17 protein-coding genes, 2 tRNA genes and 1 other annotated feature are annotated in these 19081 nt (G+C 46.7%); of the genes, 1 reads left to right on the plus strand and 18 read right to left on the minus strand.

What is annotated here, in order from left to right; all coding sequences use genetic code 11:
• Window positions 1-3: 3 nt before the first annotated feature.
• From lonB to ilvB, 11 genes are all read right to left on the minus strand, one after another.
• Window positions 4-1662 (minus strand): ATP-dependent protease LonB, encoded by a 1659-nt coding sequence (gene lonB, locus RUW00_RS16870; protein ID WP_095272550.1) that lies wholly within the window; start codon window positions 1660-1662, stop codon window positions 4-6.
• 150 nt (window positions 1663-1812) lie between these two features.
• Window positions 1813-3075, minus strand: a complete 1263-nt coding sequence (clpX, locus tag RUW00_RS16875) for an ATP-dependent protease ATP-binding subunit ClpX (RefSeq protein WP_007408149.1) — start codon at window positions 3073-3075, stop codon at window positions 1813-1815.
• A 271-nt stretch (window positions 3076-3346) separates the two neighbouring features.
• On the minus strand, window positions 3347-4621 hold the full coding sequence (gene tig, locus RUW00_RS16880) for a trigger factor (RefSeq protein ID WP_003152618.1): 1275 nt from the start codon (window positions 4619-4621) through the stop codon (window positions 3347-3349).
• A 216-nt stretch (window positions 4622-4837) separates the two neighbouring features.
• On the minus strand, window positions 4838-5842 hold the full coding sequence (ddcA, locus tag RUW00_RS16885) for a DNA damage checkpoint antagonist DdcA (RefSeq protein WP_021494396.1): 1005 nt from the start codon (window positions 5840-5842) through the stop codon (window positions 4838-4840).
• A 118-nt stretch (window positions 5843-5960) separates the two neighbouring features.
• Window positions 5961-6560, minus strand: coding sequence for a 3-isopropylmalate dehydratase small subunit (gene leuD / locus RUW00_RS16890; RefSeq protein WP_007408146.1), 600 nt, complete (start codon window positions 6558-6560; stop codon window positions 5961-5963).
• Window positions 6561-6575: 15 nt separating this feature from the next.
• Entirely contained in the window at window positions 6576-7994 is a 1419-nt protein-coding gene (leuC, locus tag RUW00_RS16895; RefSeq protein ID WP_014418559.1) for a 3-isopropylmalate dehydratase large subunit, read from the minus strand.
• 49 nt (window positions 7995-8043) lie between these two features.
• Window positions 8044-9141 (minus strand): 3-isopropylmalate dehydrogenase, encoded by a 1098-nt coding sequence (leuB, locus tag RUW00_RS16900; RefSeq protein ID WP_014418560.1) that lies wholly within the window; start codon window positions 9139-9141, stop codon window positions 8044-8046.
• Window positions 9142-9161: 20 nt separating this feature from the next.
• On the minus strand, window positions 9162-10718 hold the full coding sequence (locus tag RUW00_RS16905; RefSeq protein ID WP_280145357.1) for a 2-isopropylmalate synthase: 1557 nt from the start codon (window positions 10716-10718) through the stop codon (window positions 9162-9164).
• The gene (gene ilvC, locus RUW00_RS16910) at window positions 10705-11733 is read right to left on the minus strand and encodes a ketol-acid reductoisomerase (RefSeq protein WP_003152600.1); all 1029 of its coding nucleotides are present in this window, start codon (window positions 11731-11733) and stop codon (window positions 10705-10707) included. Before ilvC ends, RUW00_RS16905 begins: the two co-directional genes overlap by 14 nt.
• Window positions 11734-11755: 22 nt before the next feature.
• Entirely contained in the window at window positions 11756-12274 is a 519-nt protein-coding gene (ilvN, locus tag RUW00_RS16915; protein WP_003152598.1) for an acetolactate synthase small subunit, read from the minus strand.
• Window positions 12271-13995, minus strand: coding sequence for an acetolactate synthase large subunit (ilvB, locus tag RUW00_RS16920; protein ID WP_159354435.1), 1725 nt, complete (start codon window positions 13993-13995; stop codon window positions 12271-12273). Before ilvB ends, ilvN begins: the two co-directional genes overlap by 4 nt.
• A gap of 119 nt (window positions 13996-14114) precedes the next feature.
• Window positions 14115-14366 (minus strand) — a binding site (T-box leader).
• Between the two features lie 422 nt (window positions 14367-14788).
• Here ilvB and RUW00_RS16925 point away from each other — a divergent pair.
• Entirely contained in the window at window positions 14789-15139 is a 351-nt protein-coding gene (locus tag RUW00_RS16925; protein ID WP_061862445.1) for a hypothetical protein, read from the plus strand.
• 39 nt (window positions 15140-15178) lie between these two features.
• On the opposite strand, the gene RUW00_RS16930 is transcribed toward RUW00_RS16925, so the two are convergent.
• From RUW00_RS16930 to RUW00_RS16960, 7 genes are all read right to left on the minus strand, one after another.
• The gene (locus RUW00_RS16930) at window positions 15179-15364 is read right to left on the minus strand and encodes a hypothetical protein (protein WP_007408136.1); all 186 of its coding nucleotides are present in this window, start codon (window positions 15362-15364) and stop codon (window positions 15179-15181) included.
• A gap of 250 nt (window positions 15365-15614) precedes the next feature.
• Window positions 15615-15688: transfer RNA gene (locus RUW00_RS16935), tRNA-Arg, on the minus strand.
• Between the two features lie 110 nt (window positions 15689-15798).
• Window positions 15799-15872: transfer RNA gene (locus RUW00_RS16940), tRNA-Arg, on the minus strand.
• A gap of 113 nt (window positions 15873-15985) precedes the next feature.
• Window positions 15986-16495, minus strand: coding sequence for a YfcE family phosphodiesterase (locus RUW00_RS16945; protein WP_101670113.1), 510 nt, complete (start codon window positions 16493-16495; stop codon window positions 15986-15988).
• Window positions 16496-16510: 15 nt separating this feature from the next.
• Window positions 16511-17107: an XTP/dITP diphosphatase gene (locus tag RUW00_RS16950; RefSeq protein WP_087920775.1), complete on the minus strand. Its 597-nt coding sequence runs from the start codon at window positions 17105-17107 to the stop codon at window positions 16511-16513.
• 11 nt (window positions 17108-17118) lie between these two features.
• Entirely contained in the window at window positions 17119-17856 is a 738-nt protein-coding gene (rph, locus tag RUW00_RS16955; RefSeq protein ID WP_007612934.1) for a ribonuclease PH, read from the minus strand.
• 109 nt (window positions 17857-17965) lie between these two features.
• Window positions 17966-19051 carry a GerMN domain-containing protein gene (locus RUW00_RS16960; RefSeq protein ID WP_014418573.1) on the minus strand — a complete coding sequence of 362 codons (1086 nt, stop codon included), beginning with the start codon at window positions 19049-19051 and terminating at the stop codon, window positions 17966-17968.
• Between the last annotated feature and the right edge of the window lie 30 nt (window positions 19052-19081).

Below are 19081 nucleotides of genomic sequence, written 5' to 3' on the forward strand. Positions count from 1 at the left end.
GGTTTATACGGATTCTTTATTCATTTGGATATCAAACGGTTTTTGTTCTGAAGGAGGGTCAACCAATATGACGTCAAGCACTTCCTGGAACGTTTTTACCGCTTTAATGGTGATTCCGTCTATTCGTTTCAGAATGGACTGCTGATTTTCATATGGGATAATGACCGTTTTTGCTCCGGCCTGTTTTGCGGCTTTAATTTTCGGAATGACGCCGCCGATCGGTTTGACAAGCCCCGTCAGGCTGATTTCTCCCGTCATCGCCACCGTATGGTCGATCGGGATGCGGTGAATCGCGGAAAAAATCCCCGCGGCCATCGCGATACCTGCTGAAGGTCCGTCAATCGGGCCTCCGCCCGGAAAATTGACGTGAATGTCATAGTCTGAAGGTTTGATGCCCATTGTGCGCAGAACCGTCAGAACATTTTCCACAGATCCCTTCGCCATGCTTTTGCGGCGGATCGACTTCGATTGGCTGCCGATGCTTTCTTCCTCTGCAATTCCCGTGATATTCAGGCTTCCTTTGTCCTGCGCAGGTGTGACATTCACTTCAATTTCCAGCAATGCGCCGCTGTTCGGCCCGTAGACAGCAAGTCCGTTCACGATGCCGACTTGCGGTTCATCGGCGATTTTCTGCTCATTTTTAGGTGTAAGCTGACTGGAATGAACAACCCATTCTATATCTTCTGTCGTAATTTCTTTTCTGTCCTCAGTCACCGCCATGCCGGCGGCGATCTGGATCATATTGACGGCTTCACGTCCGTTTCTCGTATATGCGGTCAGCACACTGAGAGCTTCGTCAGAAATCTCTTTCTGAATTTTGTCGGCTGCTTTTTTCGCAACGATTTTAAGTTCATCCTTTTCCAACTCGCGGAAAAATACTTCAAGACAGCGCGAACGGATGGCCGGCGGAATTTCATTCGGCATTCTCGTTGTCGCTCCGATCAAACGGAAATCTGCCGGAAGCCCATTTTGAAAAATATCATGAATGTGATTCGGTATTTGCGTATTTTCTTCACTGTAATACGCACTGTCTAAAAATACTTTTCGATCTTCAAGCACCTTCAGCATTTTATTCATCTGAATCGGATGAAGCTCGCCGATTTCATCAATAAACAATACCCCGCCGTGAGCATGGGTCACAGCCCCCTGTTTCGGCTGCGGAATGCCCGCTTGGCCCATCGCACCCGCTCCCTGATAAATCGGATCATGCACTGAACCGATAAGCGGATCGGCAATCCCCCGTTCATCAAATCGCGCGGTCGTCGCATCAAGTTCAACAAAAACAGCCTGCTTTTGAAACGGTGACTGTTTATGTTTTTTCGCTTCTTCCAATACCAGCCGCGCCGCAGCCGTTTTACCGACTCCCGGAGGACCGTAAATAATGACATGCTGCGGGTTCGGTCCGCAAAGCGCTGCTTTTAACGCTTTAATTCCGTCTTCCTGGCCGACAATGTCTTGAAAGCTTTTCGGCCGCACCTTTTCTGATAAAGGTTCTGATAAACTGATGGCGCGCATTTTGCGCAGCTGTTCCATTTCTTTTTTTGATTCTTTATCTATCGTCACTTTTTGTGTACGCTGGTTTTTGAGCAGATTCCAAAAATATAATCCGATGACTATCCCGAAAAACAGCTGTACAAATAATGCGATCCCTGTCCAACTCATGCTGATCCCTCCTGAAAAAACGATTTATGTATCCAATTCATTCCTCTGTCCGCTAGTATCTCCCAGCAAAGCCCGGAATAAACATTTTCAGAAGGGTCAGGACAAGAAAAAAAACCTCCTGATCAATTCGAGTCAGGAGGTTTTGTCATGTTATGCTGATGTTTTATCTTGGCCGACAACTGTGCCGTCTTTTAATACAAGACGCGGCGCTTCACCGTCTGCGACTGTCGCTCCGGTAATGACACATTTTTCAATATCATCGCGGGACGGCAGATCAAACATGACGTCAAGCATGATGCCTTCAATGATAGAACGCAGGCCGCGTGCGCCTGTTTTACGCTCGATCGCTTTTTTCGCAATTTCAGATAATGCCTCGTCTTCAAATTCAAGCTCGACATCATCAAGTTCTAACATTTTCTTGTATTGTTTGACGAGTGCGTTTTTCGGTTTAGTCAGAATTTCAACCAGTGCCGTTTCGTCAAGCTGCTCAAGGCTTGCAATGACAGGAAGACGGCCGATGAATTCAGGAATCAGCCCGAAACGGAGCAAGTCTTCCGGAAGAACTTTAGAAAGCAGTTCTTCTTTTTCCAGGTCTGCCGCTTTATTATCTGAGCCGAAGCCGATGACTTTTTGTCCGAGGCGGCGTTTGATGATTTGTTCAATGCCGTCAAATGCACCGCCGCAAATGAACAAGATGTTCGTCGTATCGATCTGGATGAATTCCTGATGAGGATGTTTGCGTCCTCCTTGAGGCGGCACGCTTGCAACCGTTCCTTCAAGAATTTTCAGCAGCGCCTGCTGAACGCCTTCGCCTGATACGTCGCGTGTAATGGACGGATTTTCAGATTTTCGCGCTACTTTATCGATTTCATCGATATAAATAATGCCTTTTTCTGCTTTTTCCACATCATAGTCTGCTGCCTGAATCAGCTTGAGGAGGATGTTTTCTACGTCCTCACCGACATATCCGGCTTCAGTCAGAGATGTAGCGTCCGCGATCGCAAACGGCACGTTCAGAATACGCGCAAGCGTCTGGGCAAGAAGTGTTTTCCCGCTTCCAGTCGGTCCGATTAAAGAAATATTACTTTTAGAAAGCTCAACATCATCCACTTTACTGTTGGAATTGATGCGTTTGTAATGGTTGTATACCGCAACCGCAAGTGATTTCTTCGCCTGATCCTGTCCGATGACATATTCATTCAGAATCTCACGGATTTCCTGCGGCTTCGGAACGTCTTTAAATTCGACTTCTTCTTCCGTACCAAGCTCTTCCTCTACGATTTCTGTACAGAGCTCAATACATTCGTCGCATATATATACACCCGGTCCTGCAACCAGCTTACGAACCTGATCTTGCGTTTTTCCGCAGAACGAGCATTTCAATTGTCCTTTTTCCTCGTTGAATTTAAACATTCTTTCACCCCTTAATCTTGTCTCACTTTTTCTTTTACCTGAAGGGCAAAAGAAAACGGTTCTTGCTACGATCGAGTATGTATTGCATTTTACCATACTTTCCAGTAAGACGGTAACAATGTGTTTCGCACTTGCACATTCTATATGTATGACGAAAAACAGCCCGGCAATGACTATCTTGCCCCAAGAAAAAGAGTTATATCATAATTGTACAAAACAAGGCACGAATTAATCGCGCCCTGTTTTATTATGTCTATTATTATGAACCATATTAACGGTTTTCTACAAGAAAATCAATTGCTTTTCGAACTTTTAAATCTTCTTTCATCGCGTCAGTTGAACCGATTGCCTGCTTGATGTTTTCAACCGGCATGTTGTAAGCTTCAGCCATTTTAGTCAGCTCAGCTTCAACTTCTTCGTCCGTTACTTCAAGGTTTTCTGCTTGAGCGATCGCTTCAAGAGTCAGGTTTGATTTTACGCGTTTTGCGGCATCTTCTTTCATTTGCTCTTTTAACGCGTTTTCGTCTTGGCCTGAGAATTGAGTGTAAAGCTCAAGGTTCATGCCTTGCATTTGCAGACGCTGTTCGAATTCTTTCAGCATGCGGTCAAGCTCAGTGTCGATCATCGCTTGAGGAACATCAGCTTCAGCGTTTTCAGATGCTTTCAGAACAAGCTCTTCACGCAATTTAGCGTCAGCTTCGTTTTCTTTTGCTTCTTCAAGGCGTTTTTTTGTTTTCTCAGTTAATTCAGCAAGCGTTTCAACTTCTTCGTCAATGTCTTTTGCGAATTCGTCGTTAAGCTCAGGAAGCTCTTTCGCTTTGATTTCATGAATTTTCACTTTGAAAACAGCTGGTTTTCCGGCAAGCTCTTCAGCGTGGTACTCTTCAGGGAATGTTACTTCAACATCCTTTTCAGCGCCTGCTTCAAGGCCTGTTAACTGCTCTTCGAAGCCCGGGATGAATGAACCTGATCCTACTTCAAGTGAGTAGTTCTCAGCTTTTCCGCCTTCAAACGCTTCGCCGTCAACGAAACCTTCGAAGTCAAGAACGACTGTATCGCCGTTTTCAACAGCGCCTTCTTCTTTCACGACAAGCTCAGCCTGACGCTCTTGAAGCGCTTTAAGTTCGTTTTGCACATCTTCGTCAGTAACGGCAGTGTCATCTTTTTCGATTCCTAAGCCTTTGTAGTCGCCAAGTTTCACTTCCGGTTTTACAGTCACTTTTGCAGTGAAAATCAAGCTTTCGCCTTTTTCGATTTTTTCAACATCGATTTCAGGGCGGTCTACAGGCTCAATGCCGGCTTCTTCAACCGCTTTAGGGTATTCTACAGGAAGTAAAATATCTAAAGCATCCTGGTAAAGAGCTTCAACGCCGAAACGCTGTTCGAATAAACCGCGGGGAACTTTCCCTTTGCGGAATCCAGGAATAGAAACCTGTTTTACTACTTTTTTAAATGCATCATCAAGAGCTGTTTTGAACGTATCCGCATCAACTTCAACCGTTAATACGCCTTCGTTGCCTTCTTGTTTTTCCCATTTTACAGACATGTGTTTCCCTCCAAAAATCTATTCAGGTTGTGTCGGTCTTCCATTCTAAAGCAATCCGCGGCTTTGTCAAAGAAAAAACCGCTTTGAATCAGAATCATTATGTAATGAACTGGCAGCCTGTCCAACCGTAATTCTCATTTCAGTTAAACCGCTATACATAAATACAACCACTATATTATAACATAACGCCTACCGCTTTCAACTATATGGCGTGATTTACAAATAAGAAATTTCTTCAATATCCTTAATCATCGTGCAGGCTTCTTCGAGTTCGCGGCTGTCAAACTCGTACATCATATGAAGTTCCTCCGGCTCAATGTCAATGCCGTGCATCTCGTAACCGACCTTATGAAGCGCCGCCGCCCATAAATCTGCGTTCAAAAACTTCGGCATAAAAGGGTGCAGGACATACAGATGCCTTCTCCACAGCTCCTCGACGGCAGCGTATAATGTAGGGTTTTCATTGCCGAGCGTTTCATCAAGCACCCGGAGAACGCGATGCAAAATCGGAGCCGCATCAGGCTGAACCGTTTCACTCGGGACCGCGGTCATTGAATCGCCGAATTTTGTAATATGGACCGGCTTGCTGTAGTCATGCTCCGCCATCAGCGTCAAAATCATCGTCTTGATAAGCGGATGCGCGGCCGGATCTTGAAGAATCGTTTTTAAGAGACCCGTGTATTTTGCAATATTGCGGTCTTTAAGAGAATGAATCAGATTCATTTGTTCAGCGGGGCTGTTCAGCACTTTTTCCGCATCAAGAATGTCCTCGTATTCCTCCTCCCATGCTTCATCCTGCTGGTCGGGATCGGTCATTTTGCGGCTGAATTCGAGCAGCCGGTAGAATTGCTCCGCACTTTCTGCGGGCAGCTGATTTTCTTCCAGCACAGCTTCAATTGTGCTTTTGACTTCTTCATATTGTTTCAGCTGAATTAAAATGGTCATGTACACCTGCAGTACGGTAAAATAATGGCCGTATCCTTCATTCAGCATTTTCTCGCAAACTTGTTTTGCTTCTTCCAATTCCCCGAGTTCCAGAAAACAAATCGCCATGCCTAAATGTACGTCGGACTCGGTATCACCGTGGCTTACCGCCTCTGAAAACAGTTCGAGAGCCTCCTGATACTGTTTATCCTTCATGGCGGCCATCCCTTTATCAACCAAGCGTTCTTTCAGACGGGGGAAAGGAATGATATCAGCTTTTTTCTTGTCATGCGTCATACTTTATTTCCTTTCAGGCGCTTATTTTGTTCAAGTGTATCAACACGCGTCAGGAAACACAAGAAAGGATGGTGCGCACGGTAAAAAAAGCCGCCGGACAGATGCCGGGCGGCTCTTTTCAGGCTTGAAGCCATGAACTTCTTTTCGATTCAAACTGCTGAATGTCGTCCTCCAGCAGAAGCGTTAATGAAATTTCATCATAACCGTTAATCAGCATTTCCTTCCAGTGCGGATCGACTTCAAATGAAATCTCTTTTCCTTCACTGTCGTGAATGAGCTGGTTTTCCAAATCAACCGTCATGTTAAGAGACTGATTTTCATATTGACCGGCGAGTTTTTTCCACTGATCATACGGCATACGGATGGGAAGCATACCGTTTTTAAAACAGTTTTGATGAAAAATATCGGCAAATGACGGAGCAATGATGATTTTGAAGCCGTAATCATCCAGCGCCCAAGGAGCGTGCTCACGAGATGATCCGCAGCCGAAATTTTCTCCTGCAATTAATATGGACGCGCCTTCATAGACTTTGCGATTTAATTCAAATTCAGGATCAGGCTCACCGTTCTCAAGGTATCTCCAATCAAAAAACGCGAATCTGCCGTATCCGGTTCTTTCAATTCTTTTCAAAAACTGTTTCGGAATAATCTGGTCCGTATCGACGTTGATCCGGTTTAAGACGGCCGCTTTTCCCGTATGCGTTTTTAAAGGTTCCATCTTTTCGCGCACTCCTTACACAACTGTTTTTTCTTGATAAAACTTTCTTACATCGACGAAATGCCCGTGAATGGCTGCCATTGCCGCCATCGCCGGACTGACAAGGTGTGTTCTCGCGCCTTTTCCCTGTCTGCCTTCGAAGTTGCGGTTGGAAGTGGAAGCGCATCGTTCCCCTTCAGGCACGACATCATTGTTCATACTGAGGCACATGCTGCAGCCTGATTCTCTCCATTCAAAGCCGGCCTCGAGAAACACGCGGTGCAGCCCTTCTTCCTCGGCCTGCTGTTTCACGCTTTGAGAACCCGGCACCACAATGGCTCTGACGCTGTCAGCGACTTTTCGGCCTTTGATCATATCCGCAGCCTGGCGAAGATCGGTCATCCGCGAATTTGTACAGGAGCCGATAAACACATGCTCGACTTTAATATCTTCAATTTTTTGATTCGGTGCGATTCCCATGTATTCGTACGCACGGATGGCTTCTTTTTTACCGTCTTCAGAATCAATGGTTTCCGGCGCCGGTATTTGGGCATCGACCGGAAGAACCATGCCGGGATTGACGCCCCATGTTACCATTGGAGAAATCTCGCTGCCGTCTAACACGATGGAATGATCGTATACGGCGCCCGGATCGGTTTGTAACGCTTTCCATTCTGCGGCGGCTTTTTCAAATTCCTCGCCTTTTGGCGCGTATTTACGGTTTTTACAATATTCAATCGTCGTGTCATCTGGAGCGATCAGTCCCGCCCGTGCTCCCGCTTCTATTGACATATTGCAGACCGTCATGCGTTCGTCCATAGACATGTTTCTGAATACTTCCCCGGTGTATTCAATGACATATCCGGTACCGAATTTCACCCCGTATTTTCCGATGACCGACAAGATGACATCCTTCGCGGTCACTCCTTTTTGGAGCGTTCCGTCAACGCGGATTTCAAGCGTTTTCGGCCGCTGCTGCCATAATGTCTGTGTGGAAAGAACATGTTCCACCTCACTTGTGCCGATACCGAAGGCAAGCGCTCCGAACGCGCCGTGAGTCGATGTATGGCTGTCTCCGCAAACGATCGTTTTTCCCGGAAGTGTCAGACCAAGCTCAGGCCCGACCACGTGAACGATTCCCTGGTCTGCGCTGTGAAGATCCGCAAGACGGACGCCGAACTCCTCACAATTCCGTTCAAGCGCGGTTACTTGGCGCTTTGCGACTTCATCTTTAATGTCAAAACGGTTGACGGTCGGAATATTGTGGTCCATCGTCGCGAATGTGTTCTGCGGCCGTCTGACCTTTCTCCCCTTCTGCCTTAACCCTTCAAACGCCTGAGGAGACGTCACCTCATGAATTAGGTGCAGATCAATATAGAGAAGGTCGGGTTTTCCTTCACCGCTTTTTACAACATGCCGATCCCAAATCTTTTCGATGATTGTTCGAGGCATCATCTTTGTTTCCTCCCTCTACCTATGAACTAAGACCGCTTTCTTTAAAGCGTCACACTATAGATTTTGTATTCGAGCCGGCTAATGCGGCTTTTACTTTTTCAGTAATGTCATGCGTTCCGGCATATTGGCCGTCCCGGGCGATATCACGTGTACGGCTGCCGTCTGCAAGCACCTTTGCGACCGCCTTTTCCACCGCCTGAGCTTCGTTTTCAAGTCCGAAAGATGTTCTCAAAAGCATCGCCGCTGATAAAATCGCCGCAAACGGATTGGCCATCCCTTTACCGGCGATGTCAGGCGCAGATCCATGCACGGGTTCAAACAAGTGAAGACCTGAACTTGATAAACTGGCTGACGGCAGCATGCCGAGCGAACCTGTCAGCATGGAAGCTTCATCGCTTAAAATATCGCCGAACATATTCTCAGTTACGATGACGTCAAACTGGCTCGGAGCGTAGATGAGCTGCATCGCGGCATTATCGACAAGCATATGTTCAAGCGTCACATCAGGAAATTCTTTTGCGATTTCATCCGCTGTTTCCCGCCACAGCCTGCTTGAAGAAAGCACATTCGCCTTATCGACGGACGTCACTTTTCCTTTTCTGCCGGCAGCCATCTTAAAGGCTTCTCTTACAACGCGTTCGATTTCTTCTTTCTTATAAAAAAGGGTATCGACCGCTTCCTTTTCTCCCGCTTCATTGACATACTGTCTGCTCGGTTCTCCGAAGTAGAGGCCGCCCGTCAGTTCCCTGACGATTACAAAGTCGACGCCGCTGATATATTCTTTTTTCAGCGGAGACGCCTCAGACAGGCTTTCAAATACGGTCACGGGACGCAGATTGGCAAACAGGCCGAGTTTTTTTCTGATGCCAAGCAGGCCTTTTTCCGGTCTGAGCTCTGGAGGATTTTGGTCCCATTTCGGCCCGCCGACTGCCCCGAGCAGGATGGCGTCGGATCTTTCACAAAGAGCCACCGTCTCCTCAGGAAGGGGGTTTTGATGGGCGTCAATAGCCGCTCCCCCGATCAGCCCGTTTTCAAATTCAAATTCATGTCCGAATTGTTCGGCAACGCTTTTCAATACATCTGCCGCTGATTCCGCCACTTCCGGTCCGATTCCGTCACCGGGCAGCAAAGCAATGCGTTTTTTCAAATCAAACGTTCTCCTTTCTATTACGAGCCGACCGCAGTCTGTCTCTTTAATCCGTCTAAATTGCAATCCAGCACCAACTGCCGGTTCACGGCGTTCAGATAAGCTTTAGCAGAAGCTTCCAGAACATCCTGCGCGATTCCCCGCCCTGATGTTTCTTTTCCGTTCACGGTCACTCTGACAAAAACTTGAGCCAGCGCGTCTTCGCCTTTCCGGTTGGATTGGATGCGGTAGTCTGTCAGTTCAATATTTTTATCGATGCAGCGCCCGAGCGTATTATAAACAGCTTCTACGCTGCCCGCCCCTGTTGCCGCCTCTTGAATCAGCTGTTCGTTTTCCTGATTTTTTAAAGAGACTGTTGCAGTCGGCACCTGAGACGTCCCGTAATGCACTTGCAGAGACAAAAATTCATAGCCGATTTTTTTGTCCGTCACTTTTTCTTCTAAAATAAGAGAAATCAAGTCATCATCGGTGATTTCTTTTTTCTTTTCGGTCAGTTCTTTAAACATCGTAAAAAATTTATTGATTTCCTCACTATCAAACTGGAATCCAAGCGCATTCAGGCGGTCTTTGAACGCATGGCGTCCGGAATGCTTTCCGAGTACGAGCGCATCAGCAGTCACGCCGACAAGTTCCGGTGAAATGATTTCATATGTTGATTTTTCTTTCAGGAAACCGTCTTGGTGAATGCCGGACTCATGTGCGAAAGCGTTATCTCCGACGATTGCTTTATTGCGGGGAACGGCCATGCCCGTCAGTTTGCTGACAAGATCACTCGTCCGCTTCAATTCATGAAGATTGAGAGATGAATCGGCTTGATGCGCGTCATTTTTGACATGAAGCGCAACGGCGATTTCCTCTAGCGCGGCGTTCCCGGCTCTTTCTCCTATGCCGTTAATGGCGCATTCAATTTGATCAGCGCCGTTCTCAATTGCCGAAAGTGAGTTGGCAACCGCCATTCCGAGATCATCGTGGCAATGGGCTGAAAGCTTTACCCGGCCGATATTCGGAACGTGTTCCTTCATATATTTAAAGATGTTTCCGTATTCAGCCGGCGTCAGGTAACCTACAGTGTCCGGCAGGTTAATGACGCTCGCGCCGGCATCAATCACTTTTTCTACGATTTCAGCCAGAAACGGAAGTTCGGTGCGGCATGCGTCTTCTGCTGACCATTGAACGATCGGAAAGCGTTCTTTTGCATACTTCACCATTTCAACCGCTTTTTCCTTAACCTCTTCCCGCGTCATTTTCAGCTTATGCTTCAGATGAATGTCAGAGGTGGCGATAAAGATGTGAATCCGCGGGCTGGCCCCGTCTTTCAGCGCTTCCCAGGCTGCGTCGATGTCACCTTTGACAGATCGGGCAAGCCCTGTTACCGAACAATTTTTAATCGTTCTTGCGATTTCCTGCACGGCTAAAAAATCACCTCGGGATGAAGCGGGAAATCCCGCTTCAATAATGTCCACCCCGAGTCTTTCAAGCTGCTTGGCTATCGCCAGTTTCTCCCGGGAATTGAGGTTGACCCCGGGGGATTGTTCACCGTCACGAAGGGTCGTGTCGAAAACATTAATTTTGCGCAACGGAGACCACCGCTTCCTTCTTTTTGCCTTGTTTGACAAACGGCATCATTTCACGAAGCTGTCTGCCGACCTTTTCAATCTGATGCTCGTTTTCACTTGCATTGATCGCATTGAAACGAGGACGGTTCACTTGGTTTTCCACGATCCATTCTTTTGCGAATGTACCGTTTTGAATATCCGTTAATACTTGTTTCATAGATTCTTTTACCTTCGCATCGACTACGCGCGGTCCTGATACAAAGTCTCCCCATTGAGCCGTATCGGAGATAGAGTATCTCATGCCCGCCAATCCTTCTTCATACATCAAGTCTACGATCAGCTTCAGTTCGTGCAGACACTCGAAGTATGCGAGTTCAGGCTGGTATCCGGCTTCTGTCAGCGTTTCAAAACCCGCTTTGACAAGCGCCGTTAAACCTCCGCACAGAACAGCCTGCTCACCGAACAAATCCGTTTCCGTTTCTTCCTTAAATGTTGTTTCAAGAACGCCCGCACGCGCTCCGCCGATTCCTTTTGCATAAGCAAGAGCCGTATCTTTCGCTTCGCCTGATACATCCTGGTAGATGGCAAACAATGCCGGTACGCCCGCGCCTTGTTCATATGTTCTTCTGACAAGGTGTCCAGGTCCTTTAGGGGCGACAAGGAATACATCCACATCAGCAGGAGGCACGATCTGATGGAAATGGACGTTAAATCCGTGTGCGAAAACCAATGACTTGCCCGCCGTCAATTCATCTTTGATTTCAGCTTCATATACTTTTTGCTGCTGTTCATCCGGAAGAAGAACCATAATGATATCAGCCTGGGCAGCCGCTTCTCTTACCGAAAAGACTTTATGACCGTCTTCTTGGGCCTGTGTAAATGATTTGCCTTGTCTGACGCCGACAATGACATCAATTCCGCTTTCTTTTAAGTTCAGCGCGTGTGCATGACCTTGTGAACCGTAACCGATAATCGCTACTTTTTTACCCGCCAATACGTTCTCTTTGATATCACCGTTATAATATACTTTTACCATTTTAATCTCTCCCTTTTTTGTGTTATACAATTGAAATTGTTTTATTGGATGACGCCTTCTGCTGGGTTCCCCTCGCAAAAGCCGTTGTGCCCGTTCTCGCGATTTCTTTAATTCCGTAAGGTTTGAGAAGCTCTATGAGCGCTTCGATTTTATTAGATTCGCCGGTAACCTGAACGACGATGCTGTCTCTTGAGACATCAACGACGGAAGCTCTGAACGGCTCAATGATTCCATTGATTTCCGTTCTGGCCGACGGTGCAGAAACAACTTTGATTAATGCCAGCTCACGCTGTACAATTGATTGGTTTGTAATATCCGTCACTTTCAGGACGTCAATTTGTTTGTTAAGCTGCTTTGTCAGCTGCTCTACGTCATTTTCGCCTTCCACATGGACGACAAATGTAATCCTTGAAACACCGCTTGTTTCCGTGTGGCCTACAGTGATGCTTTCGATATTATAGTGTCTTTTTGTAAACAGGCCGGTGATCCGGTTTAATACTCCCGAGCGGTTGACCACCGTTAATGTGATAATGCGTTTCAAGGTTTCACCCCCACCATTTCATGAAGTCCTTTACCCGGCGCAATCATCGGGAATACTTTCTCGCTTTTGGCGACCCGGACGTCAATAACGGCCGGTTCTTTTGATGAAAGCGCCTTTTTAAGCTCTTCTTCCGCCTCTTCTTCCGATGAAATCCGGACGCCTTTAATGCCGTAGGCTTCTGACAATTTGACAAAGTCAGGCTGCGCCGAGAATTTGGATTCAGAGTAGCGTTCTTCATAGAAGATTTCCTGCCACTGTCTGACCATGCCCAGACATTCGTTGTTCAAGATAACCACTTTGACAGGAAGATTCAGCTGCCGGATGACATCTAATTCCTGAAGGGTCATCTGAAAACCGCCGTCTCCGAGGATGGCAACGACCGTGGCGTTACGATCGGCCAGCTGCGCTCCGATAGCCGCCGGAAGGCCGAAGCCCATTGTGCCGAGCCCCCCCGAGGTCACCCACTTATCAGCCTTTCGGAAAGGATAAAACTGAGCCGCCCACATCTGGTGCTGGCCGACATCCGTCGCCACAATCGCCTCTCCGTTTGTGAATTGGTGAATATACTCAATCAGCTTTTGGGGTTTCAAGCCCTCTTCTCTGTTGTCTGTATACCAAAGCGGATATTCTTCTTGCCATTCTGAAAGCTGCTGTTTCCATTCCTCTGTCTGTCCCTGTTTTCCGTTTTGCTTCAATAATTCCTGAAGGACGATTTTACTGTCGCCGACCACCGGAATCTGCGTTTCAATAATTTTTCCGATTTCAGCAGGATCAATATCGATATGCGCTACTTTGGCCGATTTTGCAAAATGCTTCAGATTTCCGGTCACGCGATCATCGAACCGCGCTCCGATGCTGATCAACAAGTCACAGTGGTAAAGCGCCATATTCGCTGTGTATGTGCCGTGCATCCCCGCCATTCCCAGAAAAAGAGGATGGTCTGCCGGGAAACCGCCCAAACCGAGAAGCGTGTGCGCTACCGGAATTTGCTGCTGTTCGACATAATTTTTTAAATCTTCTGAAGCTTTACCGTGCAAAACACCCGCTCCGGCTAAAATAACCGGCTTTTTCGCACTGCTGACAGCTTCCACGAGCTTTCGGATCTGCAGATAGTTAGGCTCTTTTACCGGCTGATAACCCGGAAGGCTGATCTCGTGATCATATCTGAACTCCCCTTCAAATGCTGCGACATCCTTCGGTATATCAATTAATACCGGGCCCGGTCTTCCCGTCGTGGCGATATGGAACGCCTCTTTAATCACGCGGGGGAGATCTTCCGGACGGCGGACTTGGTAGCTGTGTTTCGTAATCGGCATCGTAATTCCTAAAATGTCGGCTTCCTGGAAAGCGTCGCTGCCGATGACCGAAGTGGCCACCTGACCGGTAAACACTACGAGCGGCAATGAATCAATCATCGCATCTGCAAGACCGGTAACTAAATTTGTCGCGCCGGGTCCTGAGGTTGCAATCACAACCCCCGGCTTTCCGGAGACTCTCGCATACCCTTCAGCCGCATGAATCGCGCCTTGCTCATGGCGGGGCAGGATGTGAACCAATCCCGACTGATACAGCTTATCGTAAATCGGAAGGACGGCTCCTCCCGGATAGCCGAAGATCATCTCGACATTTTCTTTCTTTAATGATTCAATCAGCATCAGAGCCCCGTTCATTGTTTTTGTACATTCAGCAGACAAAGAATCCGCCTGTACATTTGTGCCCATTTTCAGTTCCTCCTTTTCAATGTTCCCTTCTAAAATCCAATTCATAAAACGCAGCGCCGGCTGACGCAAATAAAAAAGCCTTCCCACCCACATTCAGCCAAGCATTTCATGCGATAGCCAAAAGGGGCGAAAAGGCTTTGCTCTCCGCGGTACCACCCTTGTTTACGGTCATATGCAGACCGTCTCATGGATAATGATTATCCGTTTTGATAACGAGTAAACATTGTGTTCACTCGGCCGAGTCCTACTCTTTACATTTCAGACCGGCACTCTGAGGGGAGTTCACTTTGATTTGTTTTACCGGCTCTCAGCGTTACCGGCTCTCTGTGAAAAACTTCAGCAAAGCTACTTATCCTCTTCTGCGCTTTTTATTATGGCAGCTCTTTTATTAAAAAAGAACCTTCATTTGTTTGTTTTTTCAGTGTTTTATGATTTTTCTTTTTAGCGTGAATCATTTATTTATTTTTGTTTGAACTCATATTACGCCCGTTTGCAGGCAGTGTCAACAGCATTTTTATAATTATTAGACAATTTAGATTAATCAATCTACTTTGTATACGCTTTCATTACTGGTACAAAGGGATCTGTAAATATTAAAAGTTTTTATCATTTTTTTATTAATCTCTCAAGATTACATGAAATTTTTCCGTTCATATACGGATATGTCACATTTTATTACACGATTTTTCTCTGTTCTTCCGGCATGCTTGTCAGATATTCCGTTCGATTGAACAGGCTCTTTATACAGACATACGCATACACTGTTCTTATCTCGTAAGAAATGAGTGATGTCATGAATAAGATGTTATCAGGCATGCAGGGCCTGCCTCCTGGATTTCCGCCTTTACCGGTCTTACCGCCGCAGTCTTATTATCCTCCGGCCCCGATGCATACAGCACCATATCAAGGCGGCCCTTCTTTTCAGCAGGGATTCCCGTCATCCGGATACGGACAGCAGACCCCGCAAAGCACGCTGTCATTCGCCGGGCAGCAATTCGTTCCGTACCCTTATACATCCGGGTACTACGGCCAATCCTTCAGTGACGTCGGCGGAAGTCTCGGCGCAGGGTCTCATCCCGGCGCGCTCGGAGGCGGTTTCAGCGGCCATGCAGGAAGCTTCAGTGCTCCGAGCGGATTCAGATGATACAAAAACCGGTCTCACACGGCCGGTTTCTTTTCATATTCACAGAGTATAACGGTCATTCCATTGATTCATTTCCTGCTCCGTATAGTAATCAGCCCTTGAAACCTCAACAATGATTAAACCGCATTGAGTGATTAAAAATTGTTTCAGTTCCTCAAACAGCTCGTCTTTTCCGCAAAAGATCGTTTCTATATTGTGATTTTTATATGCAAATGCGTACTTCAAAAGCTAATTCCTCCTGCTGTCTTTCTATCATTAATCAACAAAACGCATGATAGAAATTAGATAATTTATCACTCAAGGGCGCCTTAAGTATCTTTATACATATATTTATTACGGTAAATATTACATTAAGTTTCATTTATATTAAAATTACTTTACAATTTTCATCAAATACGGAACTTTTGTTTCGTAAAATAAAAAATAAAATACAAAAAAACCTCAAACCCATTGTCAGGGCTTGAGGTTTTTTATACGTCCCAGGAGAGATTCGAACTCCCGACCGACGGCTTAGAAGGCCGTTGCTCTATCCGGCTGAGCTACTGGGACATGAAAAACAAATTGTTCTGCTGATCATTTTACCATGATATCAGCGAATTGACAATATAGTCATCCGATAAAAAAGGCCAGCGGCATCAGTTTTCCAGCTCTTTTTTGTACGTCCCAGGAGAGATTCGAACTCCCGACCGACGGCTTAGAAGGCCGTTGCTCTATCCAGCTGAGCTACTGGGACAGCTTTTGCTTTATGTATCAGCGACAAGATTTATTATATACAGGTTCAAATCATAAGTCAATATTTTTTTAAAAACTTTTGATGGGGAAGAATGAAATCTCCCCCATCACTTGTTAAAAACTGATTGTAGTCCCCAAGTCCTTCAATTCCCGACCCGTTTCGTCGTAAAATGTCACGGCGCCTTCTCTTTCTGTAAGAGTAAGAATGGCATAGCTTTTCACATTGCGGACTCTCGGAAGACGGATGCTGCCCGGATTAATCAAAAGCTTGCCCCGGAGCACTTCACTCCCGGCAATATGTGAATGGCCGAAGCAGACGATATCCGCCCCAAGCTCTTCCGCCCGGTAAAAAACAGTTAAAAGTGACTGTTTAATGCCGTGAAGATGCCCGTGAACGGCCAGAATTTTCTTTGAACCGGCGTCCAGAAGGAGTTCATCCTGAAACCCGCCGCCAAAGTCGCAATTGCCTTTTACCGTGTGATACGGCGTGAGCGCCGGATGTGCGGCGTCAAGCTCTGAATCACCGCAATGAATCATCAGATCCGCTTCGTCTTCGTGCCGCTTTGCAATCGTCTCCAGCTCGTCTTCAAGGCCGTGACTGTCACTTATTATCAGCACTTTCATTGCATACGCTCCCCCTTATGAATCAAGCAGCTTTGACAGTTTCTTGAGCGCCTCAGCCCTGTGGCTGATTTTATTTTTCTCAGCGCTTGTCAGCTGGGCCATGGTTTTATCTTTATCTTTTACAATAAAAATGGGATCATAGCCGAACCCGTTATCCCCCTCGGGTCCTTCCGCAATATACCCTTCAACATGACCTTCGACCGTTTTTGTTTCCTGCCCCGGCATGCTGACGGCAAGGGCGCAGCGGAAACGGGCCGTGCGCTGCTCTTTTTCGATGCCTTTTAATTCTGACAGCACCTTGTCCATATTCGCCTTATCATCTTTTGCTTCTCCGGCATAACGGGCTGAATAAACGCCCGGTCTGCCTCCAAGGTTGTCCACCGATAAACCGGAGTCATCTGCAATGACCATTTTGTTTACGGCTTTTGCCACGGCTTCCGCTTTTAAGATGGCGTTTTCTTCAAAGGTATGTCCGGTTTCTTCAATTTCTTCCGTAAATCCGATTTCCGCCAAAGAAGAGACGCTGTAGCCTTTCGGTTCGAGTATTTCCTTGAATTCTTTCACTTTTCCCTGATTGTGTGTCGCAATAATGGCTTCTTTCACGGTGATCAGGCCTCTCTTTCTTATTTCAGTTCAGGCAATGTTTCTCCCAGCACTTCTTTTTGCTTTTGAATAAGCGTCTGGATTCCTTTTTCGGCAAGACTTAACAGTCCGTTTAAATCTTCACGGGAGAATGTGGCTTCTTCGCCCGTCCCTTGAAGCTCTACAAAACGTCCGCTTCCCGTCATGATAATATTCATGTCGACTTCAGCCGCCGAATCCTCTTCATAATTCAGATCCAAAAGAAGGCCTTCTTCTTTATCCATCCCGACAGAAATGGCCGCGAGATAATCTGTCACAGGAGAGGTTTTGATAACGCCGCTTTTTACGAGTTTGCCGATCGCAATGGCCATTGCCAAGAAGGCGCCGGTAATGGAAGCCGTTCTTGTTCCGCCGTCAGCTTGAATGACGTCACAGTCGATCCAGATCGTGCGTTCGCCGAGCTTCTCCAAATCAACGACGGCCCGGAGCGCTCGCCCGATCAGCCGCTGAATTTCCATCGTTCTGCCGGAGACCTTTCCTTTTGAAGATTCTCTTATCGTTCTTTGATTCGTCGCGCGGGGAAGCATGCTGTATTCCGCTGTGATCCAGCCTTTTCCTCCGCCGCGTAAAAATGGCGGCACCCGGTCTTCCACAGATGCATTACAGATGACCTTCGTATTTCCCGCTGTAATTAAAACAGAGCCTTCCGGGTGAGTGATAAAATCCAAATCAAATGTGATAGGGCGCAGCTCATCGTGCTGTCTTCCGTCGTGTCTCATATTTTACCTCCGATTATATGTACATAAACCTTTTGTTCCGGATTGTGAATAAAGAAAGAGGCAGCCGGAACGCTAACCTCTTTTTTACTAGTATATCAAAAATCGCAAATTAAAAACTACCCGTATTCACTTGTGACGGCCTCGAAACAGGTTTTGAAAGGGATTCTCCTTTTTCATTCACCAGTTCTGATTTTCCATTTACTTTTATAGAAACACTTTTGATCGACGGCTGTTCGGTTAACGTGAGAACGATGCTGTCCAGTACGCCCGATGATACCATTTTTGTTTTTTCGTCGGCGCTTCCGTAAATAGAGCTGTTAAAGTCCAGTGTAACCTGGCCGTCTTTCACTTTCGGCTTGCTGAGAAGCTTAACATCGTTATTAAAGTCCGTCAAAAGCCCGCTTGCTTTGCCCGGTCCGTCAGCGAGCTGTTCAACGGCAGCGGTGATGTCATTTGTTTCCGAATTGTCAATCCGCTTTGTGACAGGCACGTAGTATTCGCTTGTCTCTGTTTCCGCCAGATAATATACAGTCAGCGGATGGGTGTCTGTCAGATCATTCACTCCGGCCGTTTCAATATTAATCCCGTCTTTTCTGCTTAAGTCGCCCGTAATCGGCGTGCCGCCCACAGGCATTTCTTTCAGCTCGTGCCCGTTGATTCTGATTTTGACTTTATCTATTGAGCTGAATTGGGTAAGCGTCCATGTAATCGATTGCAGGATTTTTTGTTCGTCTTCTTTTTTATAGTTTTTAAATTCCTTCGAAAAATCAGCGACGGCAGTGCCGTCTTTTTTAATATCGACATTTACCGTCGTATCCGCAGGGAGCACCGCTCTGAAGCCGTTCGGCAGGATTTCTGACACAGGCCCTCCCTGAACCAAATACTCAAGGGCCTGCTTTGCGGTTCCCTCACTGTTCGGAAGAGGCAGTGTCTGTGCTGCGACATAGCCGTTTTTATCAATCAGATACAGCTCTCGCATGACTGTATTGGCCGGCTGGTCGGCTTTAGAAGTGCCGTTTTTCTCTGACTGCTTTGGTTTTGCCTGAATTCCCGCTTCATCCTTTACATATGAAATGTCTTGAGGCGGGTCAATTTCCCCGGCTGTTTTATCGGATTGAAACAAACCGCATCCAGATAACACAAAAGCCGAAGTAAGACATGTTGCAGCAATGACTGCAGGTCCTTTTTTCAGCATACTTTTCCCTCCTAAGGCTGTTTGTACTAT

Origin of the sequence: Bacillus sp. IS1, from assembly GCF_032461585.1 — a bacterium.
In the GTDB taxonomy this organism is placed as follows: Bacteria; Bacillota; Bacilli; order Bacillales; family Bacillaceae; genus Bacillus; species Bacillus velezensis.

What these genes read in the sequence shown, in the direction of transcription:
- lonB (WP_095272550.1), bottom strand. Translation starts at nt 1,662, where the DNA reads ATGAGTTGGACAGGGATCGCATTATTTGTACAGCTGTTTTTCGGGATA.
- clpX (WP_007408149.1), bottom strand. Translation starts at nt 3,075, where the DNA reads ATGTTTAAATTCAACGAGGAAAAAGGACAATTGAAATGCTCGTTCTGC.
- tig (WP_003152618.1), bottom strand. Translation starts at nt 4,621, where the DNA reads ATGTCTGTAAAATGGGAAAAACAAGAAGGCAACGAAGGCGTATTAACG.
- ddcA (WP_021494396.1), bottom strand. Translation starts at nt 5,842, where the DNA reads ATGACGCATGACAAGAAAAAAGCTGATATCATTCCTTTCCCCCGTCTG.
- leuD (WP_007408146.1), bottom strand. Translation starts at nt 6,560, where the DNA reads ATGGAACCTTTAAAAACGCATACGGGAAAAGCGGCCGTCTTAAACCGG.
- leuC (WP_014418559.1), bottom strand. Translation starts at nt 7,994, where the DNA reads ATGATGCCTCGAACAATCATCGAAAAGATTTGGGATCGGCATGTTGTA.
- ilvC (WP_003152600.1), bottom strand. Translation starts at nt 11,733, where the DNA reads ATGGTAAAAGTATATTATAACGGTGATATCAAAGAGAACGTATTGGCG.
- ilvB (WP_159354435.1), bottom strand. Translation starts at nt 13,995, where the DNA reads ATGGGCACAAATGTACAGGCGGATTCTTTGTCTGCTGAATGTACAAAA.
- RUW00_RS16925 (WP_061862445.1), top strand. Translation starts at nt 14,789, where the DNA reads ATGAATAAGATGTTATCAGGCATGCAGGGCCTGCCTCCTGGATTTCCG.
- RUW00_RS16945 (WP_101670113.1), bottom strand. Translation starts at nt 16,495, where the DNA reads ATGAAAGTGCTGATAATAAGTGACAGTCACGGCCTTGAAGACGAGCTG.
- rph (WP_007612934.1), bottom strand. Translation starts at nt 17,856, where the DNA reads ATGAGACACGACGGAAGACAGCACGATGAGCTGCGCCCTATCACATTT.
- RUW00_RS16960 (WP_014418573.1), bottom strand. Translation starts at nt 19,051, where the DNA reads ATGCTGAAAAAAGGACCTGCAGTCATTGCTGCAACATGTCTTACTTCG.